General features: G+C 68.9%; 15 protein-coding genes. 9 read left to right on the top strand and 6 right to left on the bottom strand.

The window, feature by feature from the left end:
- Positions 1-7: 7 nt before the first annotated feature.
- Both D893_RS01005 and D893_RS01010 read right to left on the bottom strand, forming a co-directional pair.
- Positions 8-2773: a TRAP transporter permease gene (locus D893_RS01005; protein ID WP_110618947.1), complete on the bottom strand. Its 2766-nt coding sequence runs from the start codon at positions 2771-2773 to the stop codon at positions 8-10.
- Positions 2766-3749: a TAXI family TRAP transporter solute-binding subunit gene (locus tag D893_RS01010; protein ID WP_110618948.1), complete on the bottom strand. Its 984-nt coding sequence runs from the start codon at positions 3747-3749 to the stop codon at positions 2766-2768. Before D893_RS01010 ends, D893_RS01005 begins: the two co-directional genes overlap by 8 nt.
- 178 nt (positions 3750-3927) lie before the next feature.
- Here D893_RS01010 and D893_RS01015 point away from each other — a divergent pair, with 178 nt between their 5' ends.
- Positions 3928-5286, top strand: coding sequence for a diguanylate cyclase (locus tag D893_RS01015; RefSeq protein WP_018946944.1), 1359 nt, complete (start codon positions 3928-3930; stop codon positions 5284-5286).
- A 34-nt stretch (positions 5287-5320) separates the two neighbouring features.
- Here the strand turns inward: D893_RS01015 and trxA are convergent, their stop codons facing one another.
- Positions 5321-6310 carry a thioredoxin gene (gene trxA, locus D893_RS01020; RefSeq protein WP_018946945.1) on the bottom strand — a complete coding sequence of 330 codons (990 nt, stop codon included), beginning with the start codon at positions 6308-6310 and terminating at the stop codon, positions 5321-5323.
- 198 nt (positions 6311-6508) lie between these two features.
- Between trxA and parE the strand changes: the two genes are divergently transcribed.
- The 8 genes from parE (at position 6509) to D893_RS01060 (ending at position 13876) form a co-directional block, all read left to right on the top strand.
- Positions 6509-8395 (top strand): DNA topoisomerase IV subunit B, encoded by a 1887-nt coding sequence (gene parE / locus D893_RS01025; RefSeq protein ID WP_110618949.1) that lies wholly within the window; start codon positions 6509-6511, stop codon positions 8393-8395.
- Positions 8396-8407: 12 nt separating this feature from the next.
- The gene (locus D893_RS01030; protein WP_018870239.1) at positions 8408-8662 is read left to right on the top strand and encodes a Smr/MutS family protein; all 255 of its coding nucleotides are present in this window, start codon (positions 8408-8410) and stop codon (positions 8660-8662) included.
- Between the two features lie 62 nt (positions 8663-8724).
- On the top strand, positions 8725-8958 hold the full coding sequence (locus D893_RS01035; RefSeq protein WP_024329014.1) for a hypothetical protein: 234 nt from the start codon (positions 8725-8727) through the stop codon (positions 8956-8958).
- Positions 8959-9052: 94 nt separating this feature from the next.
- Positions 9053-9409, top strand: coding sequence for a DsrE family protein (locus D893_RS01040; protein ID WP_018870237.1), 357 nt, complete (start codon positions 9053-9055; stop codon positions 9407-9409).
- Between the two features lie 10 nt (positions 9410-9419).
- Positions 9420-11048 carry a hypothetical protein gene (locus D893_RS01045; RefSeq protein ID WP_110618950.1) on the top strand — a complete coding sequence of 543 codons (1629 nt, stop codon included), beginning with the start codon at positions 9420-9422 and terminating at the stop codon, positions 11046-11048.
- Positions 11049-11163: 115 nt separating this feature from the next.
- Positions 11164-12666, top strand: coding sequence for a Fic family protein (locus D893_RS01050; RefSeq protein ID WP_246863860.1), 1503 nt, complete (start codon positions 11164-11166; stop codon positions 12664-12666).
- A gap of 14 nt (positions 12667-12680) precedes the next feature.
- The gene (locus D893_RS01055) at positions 12681-13574 is read left to right on the top strand and encodes a carbamate kinase (RefSeq protein ID WP_110618951.1); all 894 of its coding nucleotides are present in this window, start codon (positions 12681-12683) and stop codon (positions 13572-13574) included.
- Between the two features lie 92 nt (positions 13575-13666).
- Positions 13667-13876: a hypothetical protein gene (locus tag D893_RS01060; protein ID WP_077244343.1), complete on the top strand. Its 210-nt coding sequence runs from the start codon at positions 13667-13669 to the stop codon at positions 13874-13876.
- A gap of 12 nt (positions 13877-13888) precedes the next feature.
- Here D893_RS01060 and D893_RS01065 read toward each other — a convergent pair whose 3' ends face one another.
- The 3 genes from D893_RS01065 to fnr form a co-directional block, all read right to left on the bottom strand.
- The gene (locus D893_RS01065) at positions 13889-14458 is read right to left on the bottom strand and encodes a DUF2058 domain-containing protein (protein ID WP_168409920.1); all 570 of its coding nucleotides are present in this window, start codon (positions 14456-14458) and stop codon (positions 13889-13891) included.
- Between the two features lie 104 nt (positions 14459-14562).
- Positions 14563-15051, bottom strand: coding sequence for a DUF2390 domain-containing protein (locus D893_RS01070; RefSeq protein ID WP_110618953.1), 489 nt, complete (start codon positions 15049-15051; stop codon positions 14563-14565).
- A complete protein-coding gene (gene fnr, locus D893_RS01075) occupies positions 15044-15772 on the bottom strand; it encodes a fumarate/nitrate reduction transcriptional regulator Fnr (RefSeq protein ID WP_026288973.1) in 729 nt (242 codons plus the stop codon). Before fnr ends, D893_RS01070 begins: the two co-directional genes overlap by 8 nt.
- Positions 15773-15945: the final 173 nt, after the last annotated feature.

Consider the following 15945-nt stretch of genomic DNA (forward strand, 5'->3'; position numbering starts at 1 on the left):
GCGCGGTTCAGGCCGGGAGCGTCGGCGCCGCCGTTGCCGGGCCGGGCCCCGCAGGCGGATCGCGCCGCCGCTGGTTCCACACCACCACCAGCCCCAGGGCCAGCGCCGGCAGATAGAACCAGTACGGGCTCGGCCGGTCGGTGGGCACCAGCACCGCGGTGATCTCCCAGCCACCTTCCAAGCCTACGCGGGCGGCGGGACTGCCGAAAGCAACCGTGCGGATGCGCGTTCTTTCCTCCGGATCCACGTCCAGACCGGCCTCCGACAGGCGCTCCAGCGGGTCGTCACGGCGCTCGCTCAGGGGGAACATCACCGTGCGGGTGACCTCGCGTCCCTCCAGATCCAGGCCGGTCGCTCGCAGGCGCAGGCTGGCCCCGTCCGGAGCCGCGTCCACCACCTCGGTCAGGGTTGCCGGATCCTCGCTGACATGGGCCGGCGCGATGCGGTCCATCAGCACCGTCGGCGCGAGCAGGGTGAAGGCCACCACCAGCAGCAGCGCGGACTCCCAGTAGCGGCTGCGGGTCAGGAACCAGCCCTGGGTGGCCGCGGTGAACGCCAGGATCCCCGCCAGCGAGCCGAAGAACACCAGCGCCAGCTGGAACACGTTGTCCACCCCGATCAGCAGCAGCTGGCTGTTGAAGATGAAGAAGAACGGCAGGGCCACGGTACGCAGGCTGTAGGCGAAGGCCTGGAGGCCGGTGCGCACCGGGTCCGCCTTCGCGACGGCCGCGCCGGCGAACGAGGCGAGGCCGACCGGCGGGGTGACATCGGCCATGATGCCGAAGTAAAAGACGAACAGATGGGCGGCGATCAGCGGGATCAGGACGTCGTTCTGGGCCCCCAGCTCGACCACGATCGGGGCCATCAGCGTGGCCACCACGATGTAGTTGGCCGTGGTCGGCAGGCCCAGGCCCAGGATCAGGCTGATCACGGCCGTCAGCAGCAGGACCAGAAGCAGGTTGCCGCCTGACAGAGTGTCGACCACGTCGGTCAGCACCAGCCCGAGCCCGGTCATCGCCACCGTGCCGACGATGATTCCGGCCGCCGCCGTGGCCACCCCGATCCCGATCATGTTGCGCGCGCCGGTGGCGAACCCGTTGAACAGCTCCCAGACCCCGACCCATGCGGCCTGCAGCAGGCCGCCCGTGCCGCGCATCAGCGCCACCAGCGGCCGCTGGGTCAGTACGATGAAGATCATGAAGGCCACCGCCCAGAACGCGGCCAGGCCGGGGGACAGGCGCTCCACCACCAGAGCCCAGACCAGCACCACCAGCGGCAGGATGAAATGCATGCCCGCCAGCACTGTGGGGCCGATGCGTGGCAGCGGGCGGTCGGTGTCCAGCGGCTCGGGGTCCGGCTCGCGCGCGGCGATCCACAGCAGCACCAGATAGGCCGCGAACAACAGACCGGCGATGATCCAGGCGGCGCGCTCGCCCGCCACGTCCTTGATCCAGCCGAGCCCCCAGTACACCGCGGCGGCGAGGATGATCAGGCTGGTCAGGGTCAGGCCGAACGCGATCAGGCGTCCGCGCAGGGTGCCGCCAACCGCGCGCTGCAGGCCCTCCATGCCGCCCTTGCAGGCCTCCAGATGCACGATGTAGAGCAGCGCGATGTAGGCGATCAGGGCCGGGAGGATGGCGTGCTTGAGGACCTCCACGTAGGTGATGCCCACGTACTCCACCATCAGGAACGCGGCTGCGCCCATCACCGGCGGCATCAGCTGGCCGTTGACCGAGCTGGCGACTTCGATGGCCCCCGCCTTGTGCGCGGGGAAGCCGACGCGTTTCATCAGCGGTATGGTGAAGGTGCCGGTGGTCACGGTATTGGCGATCGAGGAACCGGAGACCAGTCCGGTCATGCCCGAGGCGATCACCGCGGCCTTGGCCGGGCCACCGCGCATATGCCCCAGCAGGGCGAAGGCCACGCGGATGAAGTAGTCGCCGGCCCCGGCGCGTTCCAGCAGCGCGCCGAACAGCACGAACAGGAACACGAAGCTGGTGGAGACCCCCAGGGCGATCCCGAACACCCCCTCGTTGGACAGCCACTGCTGGGCCATGGCGCGCGGGTAGCTGGCGCCGCGATGGGCGATGATGTCCGGCATCAGCGGCCCGGCGAAGGTGTAGAACAGAAAGATTGCCGCGATGAGGGTCAGCGCCGGCCCCAGCACCCGCCGCGCGGCCTCCAGCAGCAGGATCAGGCCGACGCCGGCGAGGATCAGATCCACCTCCGTGGGGGCCCCGGCACGCTGGCCCAGGGCCTCGTGGAACAGGTACAGGTAAAGGGCGCTGAATGCCGCCACGCCGGCGTAGATCCAGTCGGTCAGCGGAACCCGGTCCAGCGGATCGCGCCCGCGCAGCAGCGGCCAGGCCACCGCCAGCAGGGCCACGCCCAGCGCGGCATACACCTCGCCCAGGCGCTCCAGCCCGGCGAACTGCCACGCGCCCAGTGCCAGCAGGGCGAGCCCGCCAAGGCCATAGGCGAAGCCGAAGGCGCGGGTCGGCAGGGCGCGCCGCGCGGTGGGCCGGAAGGCCGGGAACAGCAGAAAGGCGAGGAACACCGCGAACGCGAGATGCACCGCCCTGGCATCGGTGTCGGACACCGTGAACCAGTCCAGCGCATCCGGCAGCGGCGAGGCGATCCACAACTGGAACAGCGACCACGCGACCGCGACCACGAAGATCAGGCTGCGCGTCGCTGTTCCGGGATGGCGCGCACCGGTCTCGATCTCCTGCGGGGCGGCGGATTGCGGGGGTGTGCGTTCGGGCTCAGTCATGGATCCATCCTGCCTCGCGGAAATAGCGCCGCGCCCCCGGATGCAGCGGCGCGGACAGGCCTTCGTCGACCATCGCCTCGCGCTCCAGTCCCGCGAACGCCGGGTGCAGACCGCGGAAGGTGTCGAAGTTCTCGAACACCGCGCGGGTCAGGGCGTAGGCGGCCTCGTTGCTGGTGCGCTCCGAGGTGACCAGGGTCGCGCCCACGCCATAGGTGCGGATGGTGTCTTCCTGTCCGGGATAGGTCCGGGCCGGGATCTCGGCGGCCATGTAATACGGGGTTTCGTTCACCAGCCGGTCGATGGCTTCGCCCTCCAGCGAGACCAGCCGGGCGTTGCAGGTGGCGATGGGTTCCTGGATCGCGGCCGACGGGTGCCCGACCGAGAACACGAAGGCATCCACGCGGTTGTCGCACAGCGCCTGGGTCTGTTCGCGCGAGGGCAGTTCGGCGACCCGGGCGAAGGTGTCGTGGTCCCAGCCGAGTTCGTCCAGCAGTTCTTCCATCATCGCGCGCTGACCCGAACCGGGGTTGCCGATATTCACCCGCTGGCCGCGCAGGTCATCCAGGCTTTCGATGCCGGAATCCGGGTGCACCACCAGGGTCAGCGGTTCGGGGTGCAGGCTGAACATCGCCCGCAGGTGACGCGCCGGGCCGAAGGCCTCGAAGCGTCCGCTGCCGTGGTAGGCGTGGTGCTGCAGGTCCGACTGGGCCACGCCGAAGTCCATGTCGCCCGAACGGATCATGTTCAGGTTGAACACCGAGCCGCCGGTGCTCTCGGCGGTGCAGCGCATGCCGTGTTCGTCGCGCGCCGCATTGAACAGCCGGCACAGGTGCTGGCCGGCGGGGTAGTAGACCCCGGTGACCCCGCCGGTGCCGATGTTCACGAAGGCCTGGCCGGCCGCAGCCGGCAGGGCCAGCAGTACCCCCAGCAGGCCGAGCAGCAGGGCCGGACCGTTGCATCCGCCGTACCGGTTCATTCGCGTTTCCTCGTGACGCCTGATCGACGGGAGTCTAGGGAAACGCTGATCAATGTGCACGCTCGCGTTGACGCCTGTCACGGCGGGGCGTTCAATGAGCACCCCGCGACCGGCGTGAGGCCGGTGCGCGCCATGCGACCAGGAGTGAAGGATGTCTGAAGGAGAGCCCGCAGGGGCGGTGGCGCAGCAGCTGGTCGACGAGTGGCAGCGGCGCCTCGAACGCTGCCCCGGGCCGGTGCGCGGCCGCGTGCGCGAGCTGGCGGAGCAGCACCGTGCCTCGCTTGCGGAACGGTTCTACGCCGAGATGCTGGCGGACCCGGATGCCTGCGTGTTCCTCGACCACGAGGACGTCAATTCGCGGCTGAACGCGTCGCTGCAGGAATGGATCCGCGGCATCTTCTCGGTGGAGAGCGGCAGCGGCGTGGAAGAACAGGCCGCGCGCCAGGCCCATGTGGGCGGCATCCACGCGCGCATCTCCATCCCCATCCATCTGGTCATGCGCGGCGCGCGCTGCGTGAAGGAGCAGTTCCTGACCCTGCTGGAGCTGGATTCCGCGATGGGGCACGAAATGCGGCTGCAGGCGGCGCGTCACGTCTCCGACAGCATCGACATGGCGATGGAGCTGATGAGCCACGCCTATTCACGCTCGCATGAGCGCAACGCCCGCGCCGAGGAGGCCTACCGTCTGTTCGCGGTGTCGGAGAACCTCGCCAGCGAGAAAGACCGCCAGCGGGCCTGCCTGCTGGACTGGGAGAACGGGCTGATGTTCGATCTGGCCATGGGGGCCTCGGGTGATCAGCTTCCGCGACTGTCGGCCTCCGAGTTCGGCCTGTGGTTCCGGCACAAGGGAGTGGACGCCTTTGGCGGGGCCGCGGAAACCGAGCGGGTGCTGGAGGCCATCGCCCGCATCGACGAGTTCCTGCTGCCGTCGCTGGTCTGCGTCGAGGCCCGACAGCGGCAGGATTACCTGCGTGACGTGCGCGAGCAGGTCCGCAGCATCGACTACCATCTGGGTCAGCTGTTCGAGCGCAGCAACGAACTGGAGTCCGGGCGCGACGTCCTTACCCGGACCCTGAACCGCAAGTTCCTGCCCGTGGTGCTGGGGCGGCACATCGCCAGCGTACAGCAGACCCATGCCCCTTTCGCGGTACTGGCCCTGGATATCGACTATTTCAAGCGGGTCAATGACGAACATGGCCACGAGACCGGCGACCGCATCCTGCAGCAGTTCGCCACGCTGCTGGTCAGCAACTCGCGGGCCGGCGATTACCTCTTTCGCCTGGGCGGCGAGGAATTCCTGATGATGCTGGTGGACGTGGTCCCGCGCGATGCCGAACGCATCGCCGAGAAACTGCGCACCGCGGTCCGTGCCGAGCCGTTCCAGGGTGCCCATGGCCAGCAGCTCGGGCTGACCGTGAGCATCGGACTGGCCAGTCACGACGGCCACCCGGACTACCAGCGCCTGGTGCGCCGGGCCGACGACGCCCTCTACGCCGCCAAGAACAGCGGCCGCGATCAGGTGGCCGTCGCGGACTGAAACCGCTTCCCGACCGGCAGCGGCCGGCCGGCGGTCAGTACATCGCGGCCATCATCTTGCGGCGGTACTGGCTGACCAGCGGATTGTCGTTGCCGAGGGCGTTGAAGGCCGCCAGCAGCCCCTTCTTGCCGGCGTTGTCGCCCTCGTTGTCCTTGTAGTCCGGATGCTGTTTCATCAGTTCCAGGTACAGGCCCAGGGCCTCCTCGTAGCGGCCGTGCAGCATGGAATACGCGGCCAGGGTTTCCAGGGTCTCCGGCGCCGGATCGCCCTGCTGCATCTCCTGTGTCAGCGCCTGCGGGTCGGCGCCGGCGGCTCGGCGGGAGAACCGCAGGTGGGCGCGCAGGGTCTTCACCGCGTCGTCCTCCGCGCGGTTCAGCGGCAACTGGTTGAGCTGCGCCTCGGCGGTATCGGGGTCGCCCGCCTGGGACAGCGCGCGCGCCAGCTCGATGCGCAGATCCGGGTCCTCGGGGAAGGCCTCCAGCGCGGTTTCCAGGGTGGTGCGGGCGGCCGCGGTGTCACCGGCGCGGATCTGCGCGCGGGCCAGTTCGGAGCGCAGGTCCTTGTTGCCCGGATCGACCGCCACGGCCTCTTCCAGCGCGCGCACGGCACCTGCCGCATCCCCGGCCTGCAGGGCGGCCAGGGCCTGCTGGCGGTGGGCGTCGGAGGGGCGCTCGACGTGGCGATCGATCATCTCGCGGATGGTGGACTCCGGCTGTACCCCCATCTGCTGATCCACCACCTCGCCGTGACGAAAGCACATGATGGTGGGCAGGCTGCGCACCCCGTACTGCCCGGCCAGCTCCTGGTTCTCGTCGCTGTTGACCTTGGCCAGCCGGAACGCGCCGCCATAATCTTCGGCGATCTTCTGCAGCAGGGGCATCAGCTGTTTGCAGGGTCCGCACCAGGCGGCCCAGAAGTCGACCAGCACCGGACGCCGGTGCGATTCGTCCAGCACCGCCTGCTGGAAGCTGTCGCGGGTGACGTCGAGAATGGCATCGCCGGTGGCGTTTTCGGCTTCGGTCATCGGAAACCTCCTGGAAGATCGGAATACGGGATATGCGGTGCATTGTTGGGATCGTCCCGGCGATTGCAAGCAGCCCCGCCCCCGCGAGCTCTGGTACGCTGCGCACTGTGCGGCGCGCGGGGCCGCGGGTTTCGTCCGGGGAGTGCTGTTCAGCAGGCCGGGGCCGGCAAAGGGCACGATCAACAAAGGGGTTCCTGAGTGAGCTATTCCGCATCCGACATCGAAGTCCTCGAGGGGCTGGACCCGGTGCGCAAGCGCCCGGGGATGTACACCGACACCGCGCGGCCCAATCATCTCGCCCAGGAGGTCATCGACAACTCGGTGGACGAGGCGGTCAGCGGCTACGCCAGCCGTATCGACGTGGTCCTGCACAAGGACGACTCGGTGTCCGTCACCGATGACGGGCGCGGCATGCCGGTGGATCTGCATCCGCGCGAGAACCGCCCGGGGGTCGAGGTCATCCTGTCCACGCTGCATGCCGGCGGGAAGTTTTCCGACAAGAGCTATCAGTTCTCCGGCGGGCTGCACGGGGTCGGGGTATCGGTGGTCAACGCGCTGTCCGAACGCCTGGACGTGGACATCCGGCGCGACGGTCGGCGCTGGCAGATGGCCTTCGCCGGTGGCCACAAGCTGCAGGACCTCGAAGCGGTCGGCGAGGTCGGCAAGCGCAATACCGGCACCACGCTGCATTTCTGGCCCGATGCGCAGTACTTCGACTCGTCGAAGTTCTCGGTGCCGCGGCTCAAGCACATCCTGCGCGCCAAGGCGGTGCTGTGCCCGGGGCTGAGCGTCACCTTCCGCGACGAGACCTCCGGCGAGGCCTGCGAGTGGTGCTACCAGGCCGGTCTGCGCGACTACCTGGTGGAGGCCCTGGAGGGGCTGGAACGCCTGCCGGAAGAACCGTTCATGGGTTCGGTCTCCGGCCACAGCGAGGCGGTGGACTGGGCGGTGACCTGGCTGCCGGACGGCGGCGAGGTGGTGTCCGAGAGCTACGTGAACCTGATCCCCACGACCCAGGGCGGCACCCACGTGAACGGCCTGCGCACCGGGCTGACTGACGCGGTGCGCGAGTTCTGCGAGTTCCGCAATCTCATCCCGCGCGGGATCAAGCTGGCGCCGGAGGACGTGTGGGAGCGGGTCTCCAGCGTGCTGTCGTTCAAGATGCAGGACCCGCAGTTCGCCGGGCAGACCAAGGAACGGCTGTCCTCGCGCCAGGCCGCGCCGTTCATTTCCGGGGTGGTCAAGGATGCCTTCAGCCTGTGGCTGAACCAGCACCCGCAGCAGGGCGAGCGCATCGCCGAGCTGGCGATCCAGAACGCGCAGAAGCGCAGCCGCGCGGGGCGCAAGGTGGTGCGCAAGAAGGTGACCCAGGGCCCGACCCTGCCGGGCAAGCTGGCCGACTGCGCCAGCCAGGAGCTGGCGCGCACCGAACTGTTCCTGGTCGAGGGCGACTCCGCCGGTGGCTCCGCCAAGCAGGCGCGCGACCGCGATTTTCAGGCGATCATGCCGCTGCGCGGCAAGATCCTGAACGCCTGGGAAGTGGAGCCCGATCAGGTGCTGGCCTCGCAGGAGATCCACGACATCGCCGTGGCGCTGGGCGTGGATCCGGGGACGCAGAGCCTGGAGGGGCTGCGCTACGGCAAGATCTGCATCCTCGCGGACGCCGATTCCGACGGCGCTCACATCGCCACGCTGCTGTGCGCGCTGTTCCTGAAGCATTTCCGCCCGCTGGTGGAGCAGGGCCACGTGTTCATGGCCATGCCGCCGCTGTACCGAATCGACGTCGGCAAACAGACCTTCTATGCCCTGGACGAGGACGAAAAGGCCGGAGTGCTGGAGCGTATCGAGGCGGAAAAGCTGAAGGGCAAGGTCGCGGTGACCCGTTTCAAGGGGCTGGGCGAGATGAACCCGATGCAGCTGCGCGAGACCACCATGAATCCCGACACCCGCCGGCTGGTGCAACTGACCCTGGATTCGGCCGAGGAGACCGGCAGCCTGATGGACATGCTGCTGGGCAAGAAGCGCGCCGGGGAACGCCGCGCCTGGCTGGAGGGCAAGGGGCACCTGGCCGACGTGGACGTGTGAACGGAGGCCCGTATGTCGCGGCTTTCCATCGACCTGCACGAATGCTTTCGCGATGGCCGGCGCATCGATCAGGCGCTCAACGGCGCGATCGACGAGGCCTGCGAGAAACGCATCAAGACCGTGGAGATCATCCACGGCAAGGGCAGCGGGCAGCTGAAAAAGCGGGTGCTGCGTTTCCTGCAGCAGCCGGAGGTCAAGGCGCGTTACCACCGGGTGGAGAAGGATTCGAAGAATCACGGCCGGCTGTTCGTGCATTTTCGCCACTGAATCCGCGCCGCCGCGTCGGGGCATGCGCGGTACCGGTGGCCGTATGCGATAGGATGCGCGCCATGCCGACCGTCCTGCGCCTGTTCGACCGCCTGCCGCTGTGGCTGTTCGCCCTGATCGTGGCAACCGTGGGCCTGTGGCCCTGGCAGCCCGAGCCGGCGATCGCCGGACTGGTGCGCGACCTGCTGGCCGGTGAACTCGCCGGTGCGGCAGGCTGGGGCGGTCTGCTGCTGCACGGACTGCCGTGGCTGCTGATGGCGCTGCGTCTGGCCCGCCAGAGCCGGAACGGTGCCTGATCGGGTACGCTGCGGACTGCTGCAACAACAACGGGCCCGTCGGGTCCGCCAACCGGCCGCAAGGCCGACACGCGATGACACAGGAGAATCGACCATGCGCTTTATCGTTGCCGTTACCGCCGGAACCGATGACCCCACCCGCGCCACGCTGGGCATGATCGCCGCCAAGGTGGCGAAGGATCAGGGCCACGACGTGACCGTATGGCTGCAGGGCGAGGCGGCGAACATCGCCAACCGCAACGTCTACGACAAGATCGTTGGCCACAACATGCCGGCGATGAAGGACATCGTCGAGGATCTGGTCGACGCCGGCGTGCCGCTGTGGGTCTGCGAGGCCTGCGGCCGTGGTCGTGACGTGACCCCGGACAACTTCCTGGCCACTGCCGAATACGCCGGCATGGGCCACTACGTGCAGGCGGTGGCCGAGTTTGATCGCTCGATGAGCTTCTGATGCCGGCGGGTTGAGCCTTTCGCCCGAACAGTCCGGCCGGCGCCTGCGCGCCGTCCCCGGCGGGGTCCGCGTCCTGCTGACCCTGCTGCTTCTGAACGGGTTGTTCCTGGCCCTGGACATCCCGCGCCACGCGGGTCCGGGTCCGGGGTGGCTGGCATGGGAGGCCGTGGTCCTGGCCGGACTGTTTGCCGTCCTTCCTCCGATCACGGCCCGCGTGCTGGAGCGGGTCGTGGCCGCTGCCCTGCTCGCGCTGGCGGTGCTGGCGCTGTTCGATGCGCTGGCCCGGGTCAGTCTCGCCCGTCCGCTGAATGTCTACGTGGACATCGGCCTGCTGGATGCCGTCTTCCGGCTGCTGACCGGCAACCTCCCCACTTTCGGCGTGATCCTGGCCGTCGCGGCGCTGCTGGCCGTGATCGGACTGGCGGTGTGGTCGCTGGCGCGTCTGCTGGCGCGCCCGGTCGTGCCCCGGGGCGCGGGTTTCGTGCTGCTGGGCGCGGGCCTCGCCGGGCTCGCGGGCCACGCGGTGGGTGTGGAGCCGCCGCGCACGGCGGCGCCGGCGGTGGCGCTGGTAACGGAGCAGGTCGACGGCATGCGCGAGGCGCGGCGCGAGGACCGCGCGCTGGCGCACCGGCTGGAAGAGGATCCGCGGCTGGCCGAACCCCGGCCGCTGGAGGGTCTGGCCGGTGTTGACGTGGTGGTGGGCCTGATCGAGTCCTACGGGGTCTCGGCGCTGGAGATCCCGCGCTATGCCGAGGTCATCGAGCCGACGCTGGAGGATCTGCAGCAGGATCTCGCCGCGCGGGATCTGCACGCGGTGACCGGGGTGATGAAGGCCCCCGTCGCCGGCGGACAGTCGTGGCTGGCGCACGCCACCCTGCTGTCGGGCGTGGCCGTGCGGCACGCCGGCCAGTATCGCCGGCTGCAGGGGCGGGAGCGGGCGACCCTGGTGCAGGACTTCGCGGCCACCGGCCATCACACGGCCATGCTGGCCCCGGCCATCACCCTCGACTGGCCACAGGGGCGCTGGTTCGGCTGGGACCGTATCCTGGACCGCGACGGCATGGACTATCGCGGCCCCCCGTTCTTCTGGGTCACCATGCCCGACGAATTCACCTGGTGGCGCTTCGAACAGGACGTGCGGCCGCACCCGCAGGGCGGGGAGGCGCCGGTGTTCGCGATGCTCGCGCTGGTCAGCAGCCACGCCCCGTGGACCCCGGTGCTGGACGTGCTGGACGACCCGGATGCGATGGACGACGGGCGGGTGTTCCACGAACAGGCCGGCGCCGGGCCCGCCCCCGAGGTGCTGTGGCGGGACTTCGACCGCGTGCGCGACCATTACGCCGGGGCGGTGCGCTACTCGCTGGAGGTCAGCGGCCACTGGGCGCGCGACCACGTGGACGAGGATACCCTGTTCCTGATGCCGGGCGACCACCAGCCCGCGGCCCTGGTCACCGGCCCGGACCCCTCGTGGGCGGTGCCGGTGCACGTGATCTCCGGGGACCCGGACCTGCTGGAGCCGTTCCGGGCCCGCGGCTTCCACGACGGCTTCGAGCTGCCACCGGCCACCGGGGACAAGGACATCCCCGGGTTCGAGGACCTGCGCGACTGGCTGCACGAGGATTACACCGAGCGCCCCTGATCAACCGGTGGCTGCGTAATCGTTTTGTCGCGCTTTCTCTTTTTTGTAACAAAAATGTTTCGCCTGAATCGATTTTGTTGCAATCTGGGGCCATTGAATATCCAGGATTCGGCGTATGAGCCCATTGGGTTATCGGTGGCTGATTCGTGCGTTCGGACTGCCGTCCGCGTCCCTGCCCGTGTCTTCGAGTCTGGGCACGCGCCTGCGTGAGACATGGCAGGAGGACGGGACGGTCCAGTATGAGTACCCGCCGCAGTACGCAGCCGGTGACGCGCTCGCGAACCAGCTTGAATTCGCGCTGAAGCACGAGGGCGTGAATCTGGCGGTTCTGGCGGACCTGTTTCGCGCCTGTGGTCCCGCACCGATCGAGGCGGCGGTAAGCGAAAAGCCCACCGGGCGTTATCGGCGGCTGATGGGGTTCTTCTACGAACGCCTGACCGGGGAGCGCCTTGCGCTGTCGCGGGCAGTGGGCGGCAACTATGTGGACGCACTGAACCCCGACCATTACCTGACCGCAGCGGAGCCGGAATTTGACCGGCGCTGGCGGGTCCGGGACAACCTTCTTGGCAATGGTGATTTCTGTCCGGTCATTCGTCGGACGCAGCGGCTGGAAGACGCCCTGGCCCAGCCGCTGACCGAGGAGCTGTCCGGATTGATCGGGGCATTTCCATCGGAACTGTTTGCCCGGGCCAACGACTATCTCTACCTCAAGGAAACGCGCTCGACCTACGGGATCGAACATGAGCCGGAACCGGTCTCCGGGCGTCTCGAGCGCTTCGTGGCATTGCTGCGTGAAGCAGGGCGGGTCCCGCTCGCGGAGCTGCTGGACGAGGCCGGCCTGACACGGCGCCAGAATCTGGTGGTGGACCCGCGCTATGCGGAAAGCGGTTTTCGCTCTGTCCAGAATTACGTGGGCGAGCAGCGGCCGGATTTCACGCAGCGTGTGCACTACGTATGCCCCCCGCCCGGATGGCTGGCCTCGATGATGGAAGGCCTGGCGACGGTGGCTACGCGGAGTCACGGACTTTCGCCGCTGGTTCGCGCCGCGGCCGTGGGGTTCGGCTTTGTCTTCATTCACCCGTTCGAAGACGGTAACGGGCGGCTCCATCGCTTCCTGATCCACGATCTGCTGCATCGCGACGGATTCGTGGAAGGCGATCTCATGCTTCCGGTATCAGCCACCATGCTGCGTCGGATTACCGAATACGACGCGGTGCTGGAGCGTTACTCGCGGCCGCTGATGGAGGAGCGGATCGACTACCATCTGGAGCCGGACGGACGTCTGGAGCTGCGGAATACGGAAGAAGTGGCCAGTTACTATCGCTACCCCGATCTGACGGCCCAGACCGAATACCTCGCGGAAACGGTGGCCCGCACCGTCCGGGAAGATCTGGTGGAAGAACTGCGTTTCCTTCGTGGTCATGACGCTGCACGCCGCGCGGTGCGCGAGATCGTGGATCTCCCGGATCGGCGCCTGGATCTGTTGCTGCGTTTGCTCCACCAGAACGAGGGCCGGCTGTCACGGAACAAGCGCGGTCAGTTCGGCGAGATCGAGGATCATGAACTCGAACGGATCGAGCAGGTCTGGCAGCAGGCATTCATGCTCACGGACGGCTGACGGGAGGTAGAGGCATGCGCATCGTGGTCGCTCTGGGAGGCAACGCCCTGCTGCAGCGGGGCGAGACGCCCTCGGCCGCGAATCAGCGGCACAACGCGCGGCGCGCGGCCGCGACCATCGCCGGCCTGGCGGCGGAGCACGAGGTGATCGTGACCCACGGCAACGGCCCGCAGGTGGGGTTGCTGGCGAACCAGGCGGAATGCGACCGCATCGCCTGGCCGCTGGACGTGGTGGGTGCGGAGAGCCACGGGATGATCGGCTATATCCTCGCGCAGGAGCTGCACAACGCACTGGGACATGATCGCGTGGCAAGCCTGCTGACGCAGACCGAGGTCGACCCGCGGGACCCGGCCTTCGACGAGCCGAGCAAGTTCATCGGACCGACCTACGCCGAGGAGGCCGCGCGGCGTCTGGCGCAGGAGCGTGGCTGGCGCATCGCCCGCGACGGCAAGGCCTGGCGGCGGGTGGTGGGCTCGCCCGAGCCGCGCGCGTTGCTGGGGGTGCCCGCGATCCGGACCCTGGCGGCCAGCGGGACGCTGGTGGTGTGTGCCGGCGGCGGCGGGGTGCCGGTGGCGCGCGATGCCGAAGGCCGGCTCTCGGGCGTGGAGGCGGTGGTGGACAAGGATCTTGCTGCGGCCCTGCTGACCGCCGAGGTGGAGGCCGATGCCCTGCTGATGCTCACCGATGTCGATGCGGTCTATGCCGACTGGGGCACGGACCGGGCCCGGCGGCTGGACCGCCTGAAGGCCAGCGACATTGATCCGGCCGAATGGCCGCCGGGGTCCATGGGGCCCAAGCTGGATGCGGCGCGGCGGGTGGCCGCGGGCGGCCGCATCGCGGGTATCGGGGCGCTGGAGTCGGCCGCGGCCCTCCTCGCCGGGACCGCCGGGACCCGGGTGACCCCGTAACGGACGTGCCCCCGGTTGCGACCCGAGTTCTTGGCGCCGCGCCCTTGCGCCGGCACGCTGATGGCGAAGCCTTCGGAGGAGATTAGAAAGACATGAACATCCGGAAGATAAGTCCGGCCCTGCTGCTGGCCGCCGGCCTGTGGCTGGCCGGTTGCGACGGCGAACCGCAGGCGGAGGACGGTCCGCCTCAGGCCCTCGGCGAGCGCCAGATGGAGCCGCAGCCAACGGATAACGAGGGCGTGCGGCGCCCGCAGCAGCGGGGCATGCCGGCCGCCGACGTCAAGCGCACCGACGACGACTGACGCCGCCGGGCGTCACCACATCAGGTCGTCGGGCACCACGTAATCCGCATACGGGTCGTCGGCGGCCGGTTCGCTGTCCGCGGCCTCCTCGGCGGGGATGACCAGCGGCCACTGCGGGTCGCGCTCGCGGATGCGATCCGCGGTCTCGCGGGGCACCAGGCGAAAACCGGCCTCCGGTCGGTGGTCCAGGCCGGCGATCGCGGCGCGTCCGTCGGCCAGCTGGCGACGCAGGGCCGGCGTGACCGGCAGGCTGCGGATCCGCCCGCCCTGCTGGAAGTGATAATCCTCGGCGTCGTTGCCGCTGGGCACCGGGTACAGGTTGGAGTTGACCAGCTCGCGCAGTTGAGCCGTCAGGGCCTTGCGCGCGGCGCGCGCCTGGCGTTCCTCGTTCTTGCGTCGTGAACGCTCGGCCTGCTCCGCCTGACGCTGTTCGGCGGCCGTGGGCTCGGCCGCGGGTGGCGCCGCCTTCTTCGGCTTTTTGGCCTTTTTCTTGCCCTTGTGCTGTTCGCTGCGGGCCTTCTTGACCTGCTTTTCGTCGACCAGGCCGGTCTTGAGGAGCTGGTCGCGCATTGCGTCGGACATGTTCGGTTGCCGTCTGGCTGAGTGGAACCTGTCAGGATAGCCGGAACCGGGGGCTGCGTGCAGGGGCGGTCCGGGTGTGGTCGGTGTTTTGCCGGCGCGGCGGCTCAGGGGAGGCCCGGGACCGAGGCCGAGGCGAGTTCGGCGGCCCCTGCGGAGCGCTCGGCCGGCGGGAGCCCGGGCTCGAGGCGGGCGAGGCGCTCCTCGATGGTGGCCGCGCACGGGCGCAGGTACGGGTCCGCAGTGGCGGCCGGAGGCGGGCATTCCCGCAGCAGGTGCAGCGCCCCCAGGTGCTCCGCGCGCAATTCCAGCTCCAGCAGGGCGCGGTACAGGGCATGCCGTTCGGGGGTGTGCAGGCGTCGGCGCAGGGCCCGGATCCGGAGGGTGGTGCGGGTACTCCAGTCGCGTGCCCGGGCGTGCAGCCGATCGAGATCGTCGGCGGCCAGTGGACCGGGGTGCCAGGCGGCGAACAGCACCCGAATCACGTCAGCCCCATGGTGATCCTGCCAGGCCATCAGCCGCTCGCGCAGCGCCGGATCGTTCCAGGCGGTCTCGGCGAACGACCAGAAATCCCCGGTCGCCCGGGTGTCAGGCACTGCTGGCGGCGGATGTGCTGACGCCGGCCGTGGTCCGCAGGGCATCCAGGTCGGGGATGTGCAGGTCGCGGGTGTGCAGCTCGATCAGACCCTGGCGCCGCATCTGCGTGAACAGCCGGCTGATGGTTTCCTGGGTCAGGCCCAGGTGGTTGGCGATGTCCGCGCGCGACATCGGCAGGATGAAGCGGTCGGCCGCAAGCCCGCGTGCCTGGTGGCGCTGGGACAGCGAGAGCAGAAAGGTGGCCAGGCGCTGTTCCGCGCTGCGCTGGCCGAGCAGGGCGTGCAGGTTTTCCTCGCTGGCCAGGCCGCGGCTCATTACCCCCATCAGGTGCTGCCGGAACGTGGGCAGGCGGCCGGACAGCTCATCCACCAGCGACCACGGGACCGCACAGACACTGGTGGACTCCAGCGCGATGGCGGTGACCGGGTGGGACCCCTGGTGAATGGCGTCCAGCCCCAGGAGCTCGCCGGCCAGTGCAAAGCCGGTGATCTGTTCGGTCCCGTCGTCTCCCATCAGTACCGTCTTCATCGTGCCGGTGCGCACGGCGTACAGATATTCAAACGGCGACCCCATGGAGAACAGCGTGCTGCCTTTCTCGATCGGCCGGCGCTGCTGCACGATCTCGTCGAGCTGCCATAGCTCGGTGTCGGGCAACCCCATGGGCAGGCACAACTGGCGCAGGGTGCACTGATCGCAGGCTTGAGTCGGGCGCAAGGTCATGGCCGGAGGGTAGCCCGTTTGCCGCAATGTGGGAAGACGCTGCGGGTTTTTACGCCGGCGTTCGCGGTGGCGGTGTTCCCCGGATGCACTACGCTTGATGCGTTGGTACAACGGATGATGTGCGGACCGGCTCCACTGGACGGGCTCGGAGGTGAGAGTTAGACTCAGTATAA

The organism is Thioalkalivibrio sp. ALE21, assembly GCF_003208255.1.
In the GTDB taxonomy this organism is placed as follows: Bacteria; Pseudomonadota; Gammaproteobacteria; order Ectothiorhodospirales; family Ectothiorhodospiraceae; genus Thioalkalivibrio; species Thioalkalivibrio halophilus.